13 protein-coding genes are annotated in these 14,665 nt (G+C 72.9%); 10 read left to right on the top strand and 3 right to left on the bottom strand.

Features of this window, described 5'->3' with window-relative positions:
- The first annotated feature begins 71 nt into the window (after positions 1–71).
- Genes ABEB00_RS28680 through ABEB00_RS28690 form a run of 3 tightly spaced genes read left to right on the top strand, consistent with a single transcriptional unit; the run spans position 72 to position 4,857 of the window.
- Positions 72–1,385 (top strand): hypothetical protein, encoded by a 1,314-nt coding sequence (locus ABEB00_RS28680; protein WP_345623356.1) that lies wholly within the window; start codon positions 72–74, stop codon positions 1,383–1,385.
- Complete coding sequence (locus tag ABEB00_RS28685; protein WP_345623357.1) at positions 1,385–3,583, top strand: bifunctional polysaccharide deacetylase/glycosyltransferase family 2 protein; 2,199 nt, start codon at positions 1,385–1,387, stop codon at positions 3,581–3,583. Before ABEB00_RS28680 ends, ABEB00_RS28685 begins: the two co-directional genes overlap by 1 nt.
- 32 nt (positions 3,584–3,615) lie before the next feature.
- Positions 3,616–4,857: an acyltransferase family protein gene (locus ABEB00_RS28690; RefSeq protein ID WP_425586586.1), complete on the top strand. Its 1,242-nt coding sequence runs from the start codon at positions 3,616–3,618 to the stop codon at positions 4,855–4,857.
- A 69-nt stretch (positions 4,858–4,926) separates the two neighbouring features.
- On the opposite strand, the gene ABEB00_RS28695 is transcribed toward ABEB00_RS28690, so the two are convergent.
- From ABEB00_RS28695 to ABEB00_RS28705, 3 genes are all read right to left on the bottom strand, one after another.
- A complete protein-coding gene (locus ABEB00_RS28695; RefSeq protein WP_345623360.1) occupies positions 4,927–5,148 on the bottom strand; it encodes a DUF397 domain-containing protein in 222 nt (73 codons plus the stop codon).
- Positions 5,145–5,693 (bottom strand): DUF5753 domain-containing protein, encoded by a 549-nt coding sequence (locus tag ABEB00_RS28700; RefSeq protein WP_345623361.1) that lies wholly within the window; start codon positions 5,691–5,693, stop codon positions 5,145–5,147. The genes ABEB00_RS28695 and ABEB00_RS28700 overlap by 4 nt, the downstream gene beginning before the upstream one ends.
- Before the next feature lie 85 nt (positions 5,694–5,778).
- Positions 5,779–6,015, bottom strand: a complete 237-nt coding sequence (locus ABEB00_RS28705) for a helix-turn-helix domain-containing protein (protein WP_345623362.1) — start codon at positions 6,013–6,015, stop codon at positions 5,779–5,781.
- 295 nt (positions 6,016–6,310) lie between these two features.
- Here ABEB00_RS28705 and ABEB00_RS28710 point away from each other — a divergent pair, with 295 nt between their 5' ends.
- The 7 genes from ABEB00_RS28710 (at position 6,311) to ABEB00_RS28740 (ending at position 14,343) form a co-directional block, all read left to right on the top strand.
- A complete protein-coding gene (locus tag ABEB00_RS28710) occupies positions 6,311–6,763 on the top strand; it encodes an ATP-binding protein (RefSeq protein WP_345623363.1) in 453 nt (150 codons plus the stop codon).
- A 131-nt stretch (positions 6,764–6,894) separates the two neighbouring features.
- Positions 6,895–8,253: a nitrate/nitrite transporter gene (locus ABEB00_RS28715; protein ID WP_345623364.1), complete on the top strand. Its 1,359-nt coding sequence runs from the start codon at positions 6,895–6,897 to the stop codon at positions 8,251–8,253.
- A 132-nt stretch (positions 8,254–8,385) separates the two neighbouring features.
- Positions 8,386–9,567: a uroporphyrinogen-III synthase gene (locus ABEB00_RS28720; RefSeq protein ID WP_345623365.1), complete on the top strand. Its 1,182-nt coding sequence runs from the start codon at positions 8,386–8,388 to the stop codon at positions 9,565–9,567.
- A 221-nt stretch (positions 9,568–9,788) separates the two neighbouring features.
- A complete protein-coding gene (locus tag ABEB00_RS28725; protein WP_345623366.1) occupies positions 9,789–10,412 on the top strand; it encodes a CGNR zinc finger domain-containing protein in 624 nt (207 codons plus the stop codon).
- A 90-nt stretch (positions 10,413–10,502) separates the two neighbouring features.
- Complete coding sequence (locus ABEB00_RS28730) at positions 10,503–11,087, top strand: sigma-70 family RNA polymerase sigma factor (protein WP_345623367.1); 585 nt, start codon at positions 10,503–10,505, stop codon at positions 11,085–11,087.
- 53 nt (positions 11,088–11,140) lie between these two features.
- On the top strand, positions 11,141–11,914 hold the full coding sequence (locus ABEB00_RS28735) for an anti-sigma factor (RefSeq protein WP_345623369.1): 774 nt from the start codon (positions 11,141–11,143) through the stop codon (positions 11,912–11,914).
- Positions 11,915–11,973: 59 nt separating this feature from the next.
- Positions 11,974–14,343, top strand: a complete 2,370-nt coding sequence (locus ABEB00_RS28740) for a HelD family protein (protein WP_345623370.1) — start codon at positions 11,974–11,976, stop codon at positions 14,341–14,343.
- Positions 14,344–14,665: the final 322 nt, after the last annotated feature.

The raw sequence follows: 14,665 nt of genomic DNA on the forward strand, positions 1-14,665 counted from the left end.
CCGTGTTCGATCGACGAGTGCTCGGAGTCGACAGCGCACCCCGACCCGTCTGTGGGGGGAAGTGCGTGCACGTGAACGACCGTCAGAACAACGCCCGACCGGAGTGGCCCGAAGCCGCGTCGGCGACGCGTGAGACCCCCGAGGACCGGATAGCCCGGGGCGCGTGGACGCCCACCGACAGACAGCCGGCCCCCGCCCCGAAGACCCCGGCGGCGACCGCCGCGAAGACCCCGGCGGCGACCGCCCCGAAGACCCCGGCGGCGACCGCCCCGAAGGCACCGGCGGCGACCGGTCCGGAGACCACCCGCACCGACATCCTCCGCTTCCGCCGGGGCCTGGGCCCCGCCGAGCCGGACGTCCTGTCGCCGGGTCCCGGAACCGCCGCGACCGACGTGCTCCCTCCGGTCCCCGGCCCCGCCGTGACCGAGGGGCTGCCCGCGATCCCCAAGCCCGCGTTCCCCAGACTCGCGGCCCCCCGGCCCACCGCCACCGCCGTACGGCCCCCGTTCCCTGGGACCGGCCCCACCACGGCCACCGCCGCTGCCACCGCCGGCGGCGCCGCCGTGCGCGATCCCTGGCGGGACACCGGCTCCGGTACCGCGCGGGCGGTCCGGCCCGCGTCGGCCGGTCAGCACCACGATCCGCACGAGGTGACCGTCCAGCTCGACGCCGTCCAGCTCGGCGACGGGATGCTGCGCCGGGTCCCCGGCGGAACCGACGGCGGGGCCGGTGGCTTCAGCGACCGTGCCGACCGTGCCGACCGTCCCGTCTTCGTCGACGAGTCCGGCCGCCGCATCCGCCGCTACCGGCGGATCGGCATAGCCGTCGGCCTCGCCTGCGCGGTCTACGCCGTCGCCATGGTCGCCACCCTGCTGTCGGGGAACTCCGACGCACCCTGGCTGCCCGTACCCGGCCAGGAGCAGGGGCGGCCGGCCGGCCAGGTCGACACCACTCCGGGCCGCACCGAGCCGGCCGAGCCCACCGCCACCGCCAGTGCCGCACCGCAGACCTCCGCGCCGGCCCTCGGCGGCGCGACCTACGCGCCCGGCACCGACACCCGGGCCACCGCCACCGCCCCGACGTCCGCGTCGCCGGACGCCTCCGCGGACCCGTCGCCCACCGCCACGCAGACCACGCCGCAACCCGGCGCCGGCGATGCGAGCGAACCGGCCCCGACCACCACGGCCGTGGAACCCGACCCCACCGCGACCGACCCCGGCCCGACGGGCGGCACCGACCCGACCGCCGGTCCGACCGAGACCGCCGGCGAGGACGGCGGCACCGGCGACGGTTCCGGCACCGTCGCCCACGGAGCGGGCGACCCCGCCCAGGTCGCCGGCGCCGCCCCCACCTCCCCCTCACCGCACGTGGAGCACACCCTCTGATGGCCGTCCCCACCCGCCGTCGCGGCCCCGCGAAGGGAGCCCGTGGCGGCTCCCGGCGGCGCCGTCTGCCCCTGCGCCTGCTGCTGCCGGTGCTCGTCCTCGTCGCGATGACGGCGATGCTCCTGCTGCGCGGCTACGTGCACAGCGAGATACTCGCCGACCACCGCGTCCAGCCGCCCGCCGCCACCGACAAGGTGCCGCAGAAGATCCTGGACGGCGGGCCGGTCATCGACACCCGCGGCGGCCGCACCGACAGCATGAGCGTCCCCGACCGCCGTCTCGTCCTCACCTTCGACGACGGCCCCGACCCGACCTGGACCCCGAAGGTCCTGGACGTGCTGAAGAAGTACGACGCCCACGCCGTCTTCTTCGTCACCGGCACCATGGCCTCCCGCTACCCCGACCTGGTCCGGCGCATGGTCGACGAGGGCCACGAGATCGGCCTGCACACCTTCAACCACCCCGACCTGTCCTACCAGTCGAAGGACCGCATCGACTGGGAGCTGTCGCAGAACCAGCTCGCCCTGACCGGTGCCGCCGGCATCCGCACCTCGCTCTTCCGCCCGCCCTACTCGTCCTTCGCCGACGCCATGGACGACAAGTCCTGGCCGGTCACCGAGTACATCGGCAGCCGCGGCTACCTCACGGTCGTCAACAACACCGACAGCGAGGACTGGAAGAAGCCCGGCGTCGCCGAGATCGTCCGGCGCGCCACCCCGCGGGGCGACAAGGGCGCCATCGTCCTCATGCACGACTCCGGCGGCGACCGCCACCAGACCGTGCGGGCGCTGGACACGCTCCTGCCCGACCTGCAGCGGCGCGGCTACGAGTTCGACAACCTCACCGAGGCCCTCGACGCGCCCAGCGCACACACCCCGGTCACCGGCGCCGCCCTGTGGAAGGGCAAGGCGTGGATCGTCCTGGTCCAGGCCGCGGACGACATCACCGACGTCCTGGTGGTCGGCCTGGCCGTCATCGGCACCCTGGTCATCGGCCGGTTCGGACTGATGCTGCTGCTCTCCGCCGTGCACGCCCGCCGGGTCCGCCGCAAGGGCGCCGGCTGGGGCCCGCCGGTCACCGGACCGGTGTCGGTGCTGGTCCCGGCGTACAACGAGGCCAAGTGCATCGAGAACACGGTGCGTTCGCTGATGCTGAGCGACCACCCCGTCGAGGTCATCGTCATCGACGACGGCTCCACCGACGGCACCGCCCGGATCGTGGAGGCGATGAACCTGCCGGGCGTGCGGGTGATCCGCCAGCTCAACGCGGGCAAGCCCGCCGCCCTCAACCGGGGCCTGGCCAACGCCAGTCACGACATCGTCGTGATGATGGACGGCGACACCGTCTTCGAACCGACCACCGTCCGCGAACTCGTCCAGCCCTTCGCCGACCCGAAGGTCGGCGCGGTCGCGGGCAACGCCAAGGTCGGCAACAAGGACAGCCTCATCGGGGCCTGGCAGCACATCGAGTACGTGATGGGCTTCAACCTCGACCGCCGCATGTACGACGTGCTGCGCTGCATGCCCACCATCCCCGGCGCCGTCGGCGCCTTCCGCCGCTCCGCGCTGACGCCGATCGGCGGCATGAGCGACGACACCCTCGCCGAGGACACCGACGTCACCATGGCGCTGCACCGGGCGGGCTGGCGGGTCGTCTACGCCGAGAACGCCCGCGCCTGGACCGAGGCCCCGGAGTCCGTGCAGCAGCTCTGGTCCCAGCGCTACCGCTGGTCCTACGGCACCATGCAGGCGATCTGGAAGCACCGCCGCGCGGTGATCGAGAAGGGCCCCTCCGGCCGCTTCGGCCGCGTCGGCCTCCCCTTCGTCTCCCTCTTCATGGTCGTCGCCCCGCTGCTCGCCCCGCTGATCGACATCTTCCTGCTCTACGGGGTCGTCTTCGGCCCGACCGAGAAGACGATCGGCGCCTGGCTGGGCGTACTGGCCCTCCAACTGGTCTGCGCGGTCTACGCCTTCGCCCTGGACCGCGAGCGCCTCACCCCGCTGATCTCGATGCCGCTCCAGCAGATCCTCTACCGGCAGCTCATGTACGTCGTCCTGCTCCAGTCCTGGATCACCGCCCTCACCGGCGGCCGGCTGCGCTGGCAGAAGCTGCGCCGCACCGGGGGAGTGGCCACGCCCGGGGGCGTACCGACCCAGCGCCGGCGCGTGCCGCAGGAGGAGCAGGAGTACGTCCGATGAGCACGACGCCGCAGAAAGCACCGAACCAGAACATGACCGCACCCCCGCTCTCGCCCGGTCCCGCCCTGTCGCCCGCGGCCCCACCGGTACCACCCGCCGACGCCACCGAGGCCGCCCCGGTGAAGCGGACGCCCGTCCGTGACCGCTACTTCGACCTGCTGCGCGCGGTCGCCCTCTTCCGGGTCGTCTTCTACCACCTGATGGGCTGGGCCTGGCTGCCGGTGGTCTTCCCGTCCATGGGCGTGATGTTCGCGCTCGCCGGAAACCTGATGGCCCGCTCCCTGAAGCGGCCGGCCCTCCATGTCGTACGCGGCCGGATGCGCCGGCTGCTGCCCCCGCTGTGGCTGCTCGGCGCGGTCGGCGTCACCGGCATGGTGATCCAGGGCTGGGGGCCGGACGCGGAGGGCCACCCGGGCTGGTGGTGGTTCGACCTCCTCTACTGGATCGTCCCGCTGAGCGACCCGCCCTACGCCGAGGGCCTGCCCGGCATCCACGGCCTCATCGGCGAGGACTGGGCCGCCGAACTGGCCGGACCGCTCTGGTACATCCGCGCCTACCTCTGGTACGTGCTGCTCTCCCCGTTCCTCCTGAAGGCGCTGCGCGCGCTGCCCTGGCCGACGATCCTGTCACCGATCGCGCTCGCCGCCGCCCTGGAGTTCGGCTGGCTGCACATCCCGTTCGTGCGGATCGACTCGGCCGTCACCGACTTCAGCACCTTCGGCGCCTGCTGGATCGTCGGCATGGCCCACCAGGAAGGCGTCCTCGGCCGCCTGCCGCGCTACGTCATCCCCTCCCTGGTGCCGTTCGTCGCCGGCTACGGCCTCTGGTACGCGCTGACGCACGGCTTCGCGCCCGGCCACGACCTCGACGACATCCCGTTCGCGCAGTCCCTGTGGTCCTTCGCCACGGTGCTGCTGCTCCTGCACCTCAGCCCCTCGTGGACCGAGTGGCCGCGCCTCCTGCGCCGCTGGGACCGGCTGATCACTCTCCTCAACTCCCGTGCCGTCACGATCTACCTCTGGCACAACACCTGCATCCTCGTCGCCGCCACCGTCTGGGACCGGCTCTGGAACTTCGACACGCTCGCGGACCACGAGGCCTGGCTCCTGGAGAGCCCGTGGCCGGTCCTGCTGCTGGTGTGGCTCCTCATCGGCGCCTGCGTCGTCTGCTTCGGCTGGGTGGAGGACGTGGCGGCCAAACGCCGGCCGCGACTGTGGCCGGACCGAGACCGGTCCGCGCCCACACGGCAGAAGGCGGCGGCCCACCGGGCCTGACGGCACCGGCCCGCCACCCCCCGCCGCAGTGCTCCGCCCCGCTGGACGACATCCAGCGGGGCGGACGCGTCAGAGGGAGCCGAACCCGCCGGCGCCGACAGCGGTGACGAACGCGGCGAACGACGCGCGCGGGAAGAGGAGCGCGGGTCCCTCCGGGGTTTTGCTGTCCCGGACGGGGACGGCGCCGGGGATGTCCGCGGCGACCTCCAGGCACGCCTGCTCGCCGCCGCTGTAGGAGGACTTGAACCACTGGGCGCCGGTCAGTGCCTGTGTGGTCTGAGGGCTTATCACCTTTGCATTCCTTCCATGATCGCCTTGATGGTCTCCCGTGACACGTCGACGGGAAGTGCGGCGGCGACCACTCGGTCGAAAGCGGTCTCGAACACCGCCGCGTCGTCACCTTCCAGGAAGAAGCCGCCTCGGAGATTTTCGAGGTTGACTACGGTCGGCCACGGTCCGGTGAAGGAGACGATGTCGAAGGGGCCGGTCATGCCGGGGTGGGGACTGGCTTCCATCGGCATGACCTGGATGTCGACCGTGGGCAGTTCGCTCAGGTCGAGGAGCCTCCTGAGCTGTTCGGTCATCACTGTCGGCCGGGACGGGAACCGCTGACGCAAAGCCGCCTCGTGGATGACGGCCCAGATTTTCAGCGGGTTGCCCTGACGCGTGAGGACGGCCTGACGTGCCAGCCGGACCTCGGCCAGGGCAGCTACCTCTTCCGGGGTGCGCGTGAGCGCGGTCGCGGCGATCACCTCGCGGGTGTAGGCGCTGGTCTGCAAGAGGCCGTGCAGGAGGTTGGAGGAGTAGACGCGGAGGCCGGCGGCGTCCTGCTCCAAGAACATGTAGTCGGCGTATCCACCGCCGATGACGCTGCCGTACGTCTGCCACCAGCCCTGTTTCCCGGCGTCGCGCGCCAGTTCTTCAAGGGCCGTGATGATCGCCGGGTCCTCGATCCCGTAGATAGATCTTGAGCAGCGGGGCGATCTCCTTCGGCCAGATGTGTGCCTTGGCGTTCTCGATCCGGCTCAGCTTGCCCTTGTCCCAGCCGTTGGCCGCCGCGGCGGCCTCGACCGTGAGCCCGGCCTTTCCCCGGAAGCCCTGGAGCGCACCGCCGAGCCGCCGACGGCGCAGCGTGGGTTTCGCTCGGACGTTGGGCATACGTTCCTCCCTCGACGGTGCCAAGTGGGCGCCGCAGGTGCTTGTTTGCGCTGCGCAGGTGCAGTGTGTCGCACCTCGGGTGTCACCGTCGACAGGAACAAAGGTGCGGCTTTTTGCGGGAAGGGTGACGTGTGTTGTCACCGGCTCTGCAATGGGTCATTCTGCGTGTGTGTGACTGCGCGTCGCCCATCGACTACCTAAGGTGCGCAGTCGTCACTCCGATGTGTCTGTCCACGCGCCCCGTCGCGGACGGCGGCACACCGGCCGACGCCGTCCGCGAGTGATTGAGGCCGCGATGACCCACCACCCCTTGAACCTCACCCTGCGCCCGCTCACCGGCACGGCGCCCGGCTACACGCAGACCCTCCTGCTCCTCCCGGAGTCCGCCGCCCTGGCCCGGCGCAGTGTCCGGACCACCCTCGCCTGCTGGGGGCTGGAAGAACTGTCCGACAGCGCCGAGGTGATCGTGAGCGAGCTGGTCACCAACGCCGTGCTGCACGGCCGTCCGGCCTGGGCGACGGCGGAGGACCCGGGCCGGTGCAGGCTGACGCTGGAGCGCCCGTCGCCGGGGGTGGTGTGGCTGACCGTCGCGGACCCCTCACCCCGCCGCCCGGTGCGGCGGACCGCACCCCCCGACGCCGAGTCCGGGCGTGGTCTCGCGGTCGTCGGGGAACTCGCGGCGCGCTTCGCGGTGCAGGCGGCGAAGACCGGCAAGGCCGTCTGGGCCGAGCTGCGGGCCGAGCCGTGACCGGAGGGGACCTCTCACTCCCGTATCCCCGGGGGTGAGAGCATCGTTCCTTTCCGGTCACCCGGAGCCACAGTGCGGAAACGCGGCCTCCCTACCTTCGGAGATCCGAGTCCGAGCACCGTGGAGGCGTCATGAAAGTCCCTGGCGGACGTTGGATCCAGCACTGGGACCCCGAGGACGAGGCGTTCTGGGAGGAGACCGGCGAGAAGACGGCCAACCGGAACCTGCTCTTCTCCGTGCTCTCCGAGCACATCGGGTTCTCCGTGTGGACCCTGTGGTCCGTGCTCGTGCTCTTCATGGGGCCGGAGTACGGGCTCACCCCCGCCGACAAGTTCCTGCTGACCTCCGTGGTCACCCTCGTCGGTGCCGTCGTCCGGGTCCCGTACACCTTCGCCGTCGCGATCTTCGGCGGCCGCAACTGGACGATCATCTCGGCGAGCCTGCTGCTCATCCCCACGACCGCCGCCTTCGTGGTGATGGAGCCGGGGACCTCCTACTCCACGTTCCTCCTGGTCGGGCTGCTGGCCGGCATCGGCGGCGGCAACTTCGCCTCCTCCATGACCAACATCAACGCCTTCTTCCCGCTGCGCAAGAAGGGCTGGGCGCTCGGCCTGAACGCGGGCGGCGGCAACATCGGCGTCCCCGTCATCCAGCTCGCCGCCCTCGCGATCATCGGCGCGAGCGGCGGACCGCGGGTGCTGCTCGGCATCTACATCCCGCTGATCGTCGTCGCCGCCGTCCTCTCCGCGCTGTTCATGGACAACATCGCCTCGGTGAAGAACGACACCGGCGCCGCCAAGGACGCCGCCCGCGACGGCCACACCTGGATCATGTCCTTCCTCTACGTCGGCACCTTCGGCTCGTTCATCGGCTACAGCTTCGCCTTCGGGCAGGTGCTGCAGAGCGGCTTCGGACGGACCCCGTTGCAGGCCGCGTACCTCACGTTCATCGGCCCGCTGCTCGGCTCCCTGATCCGGCCGGTCGGCGGGCGCCTCGCCGACCGCTGGGGCGGCGCGCGGATCACGCTGTGGAACTACGTCGCCATGGGCGCCGCCACCGCCGTACTGATCGTCGCCAGCATGCAGAAGTCGCTGGGGATGTTCGTCGCCGCCTTCGTCGTCCTGTTCGTGCTCAGCGGACTCGGCAACGGCTCGACGTTCAAGATGATCCCCGGCATCTTCCAGGCCAAGGCCGCGGCCCAGGGCCTCACCGGCGAGGCGGCGGCCTCCTACGGGCGGCGGCTCTCCGGTGCCTCCATGGGCCTGATCGGCGCCGTCGGCGCGCTCGGCGGCGTCGGCATCAACCTCGCCTTCCGCCAGTCCTTCCTCTCCTACGGCTCCGGCACCGGCGCCTTCGTCGCCTTCCTCGCCTTCTACGCCGTGTGCTTCGCACTCACCTGGGCGGTATACCTTCGCCGCCCGGCCGTGCCCGCCCCGGGCCCGGTCACCGCCACGGAGGAGAACACGCAGCTCAGCTACGCCAGGGTGTGACGTAACACCGGCGACATACAGTCGAACCGAGCCTGTCACGCGCCGTTGACAGGCTCGTTCGGCACGATGGGCGCAGTCACGACCAACGCGGCAGTCACGACGGGCGCGGCAGAACCAAGCGGGACGAGGGTTATGGACGACACACAGCAACGACCCGACGACCAACGACCCGACGACCAGCGACCCGACGACCACGGGCCCCTGGCCGGGTTCACCGTGGGGGTGACCGCCGCCCGGCGGGCCGACGAACTGGGCGCGCTCCTGACCCGGCGCGGGGCCGCGGTCCTGCACGCCCCCGCGCTGCGGATCGTGCCGCTCTCCGACGACAGCGAACTCCTCTCGGCCACGAAGGAACTGCTCGGCCAGGCCCCGGACGTCGTCATCGCCACCACCGCCATCGGCTTCCGGGGCTGGGTGGAGGCCGCCGACGGCTGGGGCCTGGGCGAGGCCCTCGTCGAGCGGCTGCGCGCGGTGCGGGTGCTGGCCCGCGGCCCCAAGGTCAAGGGCGCGGTCCGGGCCGCCGGGCTGACCGAGGAGTGGTCGCCGTCCTCCGAGTCCATGGCCGAGGTCCTGGACCGGCTCCTGGAGGAGGGCGTCGAGGGCGCCCGGATCGCCGTACAACTGCACGGGGAGCCGCTGCCGGGCTTCGTGGAGAGCCTGCGGGCCGCGGGCGCCGAGGTGGTCGGGGTGCCGGTGTACCGGTGGATGCCGCCGGAGGACATCGGGCCCGTCGACCGGCTCCTGGACGCCGCCGTCTCCCGCGGCCTGGACGCCGTGACCTTCACCAGCGCGCCCGCCGCCGCCTCCCTGCTCTCCCGCGCCGACGAGCGCGGCCTGCTGCCCGAACTGCTCACCGCCCTCGGCCACGACGTGCTCCCGGCCTGCGTCGGCCCGGTCACCGCGCTGCCGTTGCAGGCCCGCGGCGTCGACACCGTGCAGCCCGAGCGGTTCCGGCTCGGACCGCTCGTGCAGTTGCTCTGCAAGGAGTTGCCCGCCCGCGCCCGGACCCTGCCGGTCGCCGGGCACCGCATGGAGATCCGCGGCCACGCGGTGGTGGTCGACGGCGCGCTGAAACCCGTACCGCCCGCCGGGATGTCCCTGCTGCGGACGCTCGCGCGGCGCCCCGGCTGGGTGGTGCCCCGCGCCGAACTGCTGCGCGCCCTGCCCGGCACCGGACGCGACGAGCACGCCGTGGAGACGGCGATGGCCCGCCTGCGCACCGCCCTCGGCACCCCGAAGCTGATCCAGACCGTCGTCAAGCGCGGCTACCGGCTCGCCCTCGACCCGGCGGCCGACACCAAGTACGCCGAGTAGGCCGCCGCCGGACGGCCGTCCGAGGCGGTACCAGGGGGCCTTGAGCGGTCCCAGGCGGTACGAGGGGGTCCCAGGGGTTCCGGGCCGGGGAACGGGCAGGCACTGTGGGAACGGGCGGGGACTGCGGGAGGAACCGGTGCGCCGGCCTCCCGCTCCGCCCCGACCCTGGTCCGCGCCGACCCCGAGGCGGGCCCGCGACACCCCAAGGCGGTGACAGGAACATGGCACTGGGCACGGTCACGGTCCCGCACGAGCTGCGGTTCGACGCCGGTCGGCTCTGCCTCGACCTCCTCGCCACCACCCATCCGGTGGAACGGCTCGACTCCGCCGAGGCGCTGCGGGCCTGGATCACCGGCTCCGGGCTGGTCCCGCCCGGCACCCCGCTGGACCACGCCGACGCCGCCTGGCTGCCCGGGTTCCGCGACCTGCGCGCCCAGACCGCCCGCCTGGTACGCGGCTGCCTGCGGGCCCCCGCCCGCACCCGCCCCGCGCCGGGCGCACGCCCCCGCGAAGCCGCGCTCGCCCGCGTCAACGACCTGGCCCGCGCCGCGCCCCCCGCCCCCCGGGCGGTCCGCGGCGAGGACGGCGTCCTGGTGCGCGAACTGGCCGGTGAGCCGCAGCGCGAGGCCCTGCTGGCCGCCCTCGCCCGGGACGCCGTCGAACTGCTCACCGACCCCGCCGACCGGGCCCGGCTGCGCCAGTGCGAGGGCGACAACTGCCCCATCGTCTACCTGGACACCTCCCGGGGCCGCCGCCGGCGCTGGTGCTCCAGCGAGGTCTGCGGCAACCGCGAACGCGTCGCCCGCCACCGCCGCCGCGCCGCCCTCGCCGACCGGCCCGGGTGAGAAACCGCCGCCTCCCTTTGAACACCCGGCACTCCACGTCCGTACCGGATGGGCGAGCGACCGACTCGGGGGAACCCCCGGACACCGGAGGTGGGCGTGCGCAAGGATCCCGTCGTGGCCAAGGACCGTGGTGCGAGGGCCCGGCATCGCCTGCCCGCCCAGCCCCCGGAACCCGACGAGGAGTTGATGCGGGCGCTCTACCGGGAGCACGCGGGGCCACTGCTGGCCTATGTGCTGCGGCTGGTCGCGGGGGACCGGCAGCGCGCCGAGGACGTGGTGCAGGAGACGCTCATACGGGCCTGGAAGAACGCCGGTTCGCTCAATCGGGCGACCGGATCGGTACGCCCCTGGCTGGTGACGGTCGCCCGGCGCATCGTCATCGACGGCCATCGCAGCCGGCAGGCCCGGCCGCAGGAGGTCGATCCGTCGCCGCTGGAGGTCATCCCCGCGGAGGACGAGATCGACAAGGCGCTGTGGCTGATGACGCTGTCCGACGCGCTCGACGACCTGACCCCGGCCCACCGGGAGGTCCTGGTCGAGACGTACTTCAAGGGACGTACGGTCAACGAGGCCGCCCGGACGCTGGGCATCCCGAGCGGTACCGTCCGCTCCAGGGTGTTCTACGCCCTGCGGTCGATGAAGCTGGCACTGGAGGAGCGGGGGGTGACAGCGTGATGGGCGGTGTTCACGGGGGATTCGGAACGGGTGGTACGGGTATGCCTGGCCCCATGCGGGAAGTGCCGAACGAACACGAGACGGTCGGCGCCTACGCCCTCGGCATCCTCGACGACGCCGAGGCAACCGCTTTCGAGGCGCACCTGGCCACCTGCCAGTGGTGCGCCCGGCAGCTCGACGAACTCGCCGGCATGGAGCCGATGCTCGCCGCCCTCGCGGACCTGCCGGGCACCGGGACGCCCGAGATCGCCGAGTCGCTGTCGGCGCGGCCCGCCCCGCGGCTGACCGAGAAACTCGTCGACGAGGTCGCCGAGCGGCGCGCCCGCAAGAAGCGCCGCAACCTCTACCTGGTGGGCACCGCCGCCGCGCTGATCATCGGCGGCCCGTTCGCCGCCGTGGCGACGACCAGCGGGGGCGAGGACAGCGGCGGCGGTGGCGGCCGCGGCACCCAGGCGCGGCCGGAGAGCCCCGCCCGGTCCGCCTTCACCGACATGCCCGACCGGGTCAGCGCCACCGACCCGGGCACCCAGGTCACCGCCACCGTCGGCCTGGCGAAGAAGAACTGGGGCACCGACGCGGTCCTGGAGCTGAAGAACGTCAAGGGCCCCCAGAAGTGCCTGCTGATCGCGGTGGGCACGGACGGCGCGCGCGAGACGGTCACCTCCTGGTCGGTCCCCGACCGGGGCTACGGCATCCCCGACGCCACCACGGAGAAGGCCAGGCAGCCGCTCTACGTGCACGGCGGCGCCGCCTTCCAGCCGGACGAGATCGACCGCTTCGAGGTCGTCACCTTCGACGGCAAGCGTCTGGTGGAGGTCGACGCGTAGCTTCACCGGCCCCCTTCGCGTACGGTTGACGGCTGCCCAGCACGTCAGAAGGGGGCCCGGTGGCCGCACAGGCGCAACAGGACTCGGCGGTCGACTCGGTTCGCGACTCCGCAGCCGACTCCGTACGGAAATCCGTACCGGATTCGGTGCGGGACCGAGAGATCAGCGTGGAGCAGGAACACCTGGACCGGGTGTACCGCCGACTGGAGGAGAAGATCCACGAGGCGGAATTCCTCATGAACGACGCCGCCCAGCGCGGCCAGGTCGGCACCCCCGGCGCGCTGGCCGAGCGCGACGCGCAGGTCTTCCGGGCGGGTATCCACCTCAACCGCCTGAACAACGAGTTCGAGGACTTCCTCTTCGGCCGCATCGACCTGCTGGCCGGCCGGGACGGCAAGAAGGGCCCGGACGGCGCCTACACGGCCGTGGAGCCCGCCGAGGGCGCCGTCCGGGACGACCGCACCGCCGACATCGCCGAGACCCTGCACATCGGCCGCATCGGCGTCCTGGACGCCGAGTACTCCCCGCTGGTCATCGACTGGCGGGCGCCGGCCGCGGCCCCGTTCTACCGCTCCACCCCGGCCGACCCGGGCCGGGTGGTGCGCCGGCGCGTCATCCGCTCCAAGGGGCGCCAGGTGCTCGGCGTCGAGGACGACCTGATGCGGCCCGAGGTCAGGGCCTACCTCGACGGCGAGGAACTGGCCGTGACCGGCGACGGCGCGCTGATGGCCGCCCTCGGCCAGGCCCGCACCCACACCATGCGGGACATCGTCGCCTCCATCCAGGCGGAGCAGGACCGCGTCATCCGGGCCCCCGCCGCCTCCGTGACCTTCGTCGAGGGCGGCCCCGGCACCGGCAAGACCGCGGTCGCCCTGCACCGCGCCGCCTACCTGCTCTACCAGGACCGGCGCCGCTACTCCGGCGGCATCCTGATCGTCTCCCCGACCCCGCTCCTGGTGGCGTACACCGAGGGCGTGCTGCCCTCCCTCGGCGAGGAGGGCCAGGTCGCGATCCGCGCCATCGGCTCGCTGGTCGACGGCGCCGAGGCCACGCTGTACGACTCCCCGGCCACCGCCCGCGCCAAGGGCTCCGCCCGCATGCTCAAGGTGCTGCGCAAGGCCGCGCGCGGCGCCCTGGAGCTGAACGACTCGCCGACCCGGCTGCGAGTGGTCGCCTTCGGCCGCCGCCTCGAACTGGAGGCCGGGGAGCTGGCCCACATCCGCGACTCGGTCCTCGGCGGCACCGCCCCGGTGAACCTGCTGCGCCCGCGCGCCCGCAGACTCCTCCTGGACGCCCTGTACGAGCGTTCCGGCGCCGGCACCCGGCACAGCGACGCCGAACTCGCCGCCGAACTGCGTTCCTCCTTCGACGAGGACGTCTCCTCGGAGGACGCCTTCCTCGCCTTCCTCGACGCCTGGTGGCCCGAGCTGACGCCGCGTACGGTCCTCGCCGCCATGGCCGACGAGAGACGGCTCGGCCGCTGGGCACGGCGGGTGCTGAACCCGGGCGAGGTGCGCCGGGTGGCCCGTTCGCTGCGGCGCGAGGGGTGGTCCGTGCACGACATCGCGCTGCTCGACGAGTTGCACGCGATCCTCGGCGCCCCGGCCCGCCCCCGCAGGCGGCGCGAGCTGGACCCGCTGGACCAGCTCACCGGCCTGGAGGAGCTGATGCCGCAGCGCGAGGAGACCCAGCGCGAGCGCGCCGAACGCCTCGCCCAGGAGCGCACCGAGTACGCCCACGTCATCGTGGACGAGGCGCAGGACCTCACGCCGATGCAGTGGCGCATGGTCGGCCGCCGCGGCCGGCACGCGACCTGGACGGTGGTGGGCGACCCGGCCCAGTCCTCCTGGTCCGACCCCGAGGAGGCCGCCGAGGCCCGTGACGAGGCGCTGAACCTGCGCTACGCCGGCGGCCGCCCGGCCGGGGGCGCCTCCTCGCGCGGGCGCCGGTTCATGCTCACCGTGAACTACCGCAACCCGGCCGAGATCGCCGACCTGGCGGCGAAGGTGCTGGCGCTGGCGATGCCGGGCGCCGAATCGCCCTCGGCGGTGCGCTCCACCGGTGTCGAGCCCCGTTTCGCGGTGGTCCGCGACTCGCCGGCCGACACCGTCCGGGCGGAGGCGGCCCGGCTCCTGGAGCGGGTCGACGGCACGGTCGGCGTGGTGGTGGCGATGAACCGGCGCGAGGAGGCCCGCCGCTGGCTCGCGGACCTCGGGGAGCGGGTGGTGGCGCTCGGCAGCCTGGAGGCCAAGGGCCTGGAGTACGACGCGACCGTCGTGGTCTCGCCGGCCGAGATCGCGGACGAGTCGCCGGCCGGCCTGCGGGTGCTGTACGTCGCCCTGACCCGGGCCACCCAGCAGCTCACGGTGGTCTCCGCGGAGCGGGACGTGCCGGACGCGGCCGGGGTGCCGGACCTGCTGCGCGACTGAAGCCGGGGCGGGAACGGGGGCAGGACACGCACGAGGGGCCCGCGCCGGGAAGGCGCGGGCCCCTCGTCCCGTTTAGGTGACACCGACCCGCCATGCTCGCCTCGCGGCAAGTGGTCGCTCGTAGCGACGAAGGTTGGGCCCGGGGGCTTGGATCGGGCCGGTGTCACATCCAAGGTAACAAACGATCCCCGCAAGTCGATTCCCGTCCCGCGGGTTCTCTTCGGGACGGCCCCCGGAGCCCCTTCCGTCGGCCCGGCACTTCTCGTATGGTGGAAGTGGTTTTCCGAAAAAAGTGACGTCGGGTTGACGGGCACGCGAACAA

Origin of the sequence: Streptomyces ziwulingensis, assembly GCF_039542605.1 — a bacterium.
GTDB classification, from domain to species: Bacteria; Actinomycetota; Actinomycetes; order Streptomycetales; family Streptomycetaceae; genus Streptomyces; species Streptomyces ziwulingensis.

Excerpts from the sequence above, each read along its gene's own strand:
- ABEB00_RS28685 (WP_345623357.1), top strand. The coding sequence starts at position 1,385 with ATGGCCGTCCCCACCCGCCGTCGCGGCCCCGCGAAGGGAGCCCGTGGC.
- ABEB00_RS28690 (WP_425586586.1), top strand. The coding sequence starts at position 3,616 with ATGACCGCACCCCCGCTCTCGCCCGGTCCCGCCCTGTCGCCCGCGGCC.
- ABEB00_RS28705 (WP_345623362.1), bottom strand. The coding sequence starts at position 6,015 with ATGCCCAACGTCCGAGCGAAACCCACGCTGCGCCGTCGGCGGCTCGGC.
- ABEB00_RS28710 (WP_345623363.1), top strand. The coding sequence starts at position 6,311 with ATGACCCACCACCCCTTGAACCTCACCCTGCGCCCGCTCACCGGCACG.
- ABEB00_RS28715 (WP_345623364.1), top strand. The coding sequence starts at position 6,895 with ATGAAAGTCCCTGGCGGACGTTGGATCCAGCACTGGGACCCCGAGGAC.
- ABEB00_RS28720 (WP_345623365.1), top strand. The coding sequence starts at position 8,386 with ATGGACGACACACAGCAACGACCCGACGACCAACGACCCGACGACCAG.
- ABEB00_RS28725 (WP_345623366.1), top strand. The coding sequence starts at position 9,789 with ATGGCACTGGGCACGGTCACGGTCCCGCACGAGCTGCGGTTCGACGCC.
- ABEB00_RS28735 (WP_345623369.1), top strand. The coding sequence starts at position 11,141 with ATGCGGGAAGTGCCGAACGAACACGAGACGGTCGGCGCCTACGCCCTC.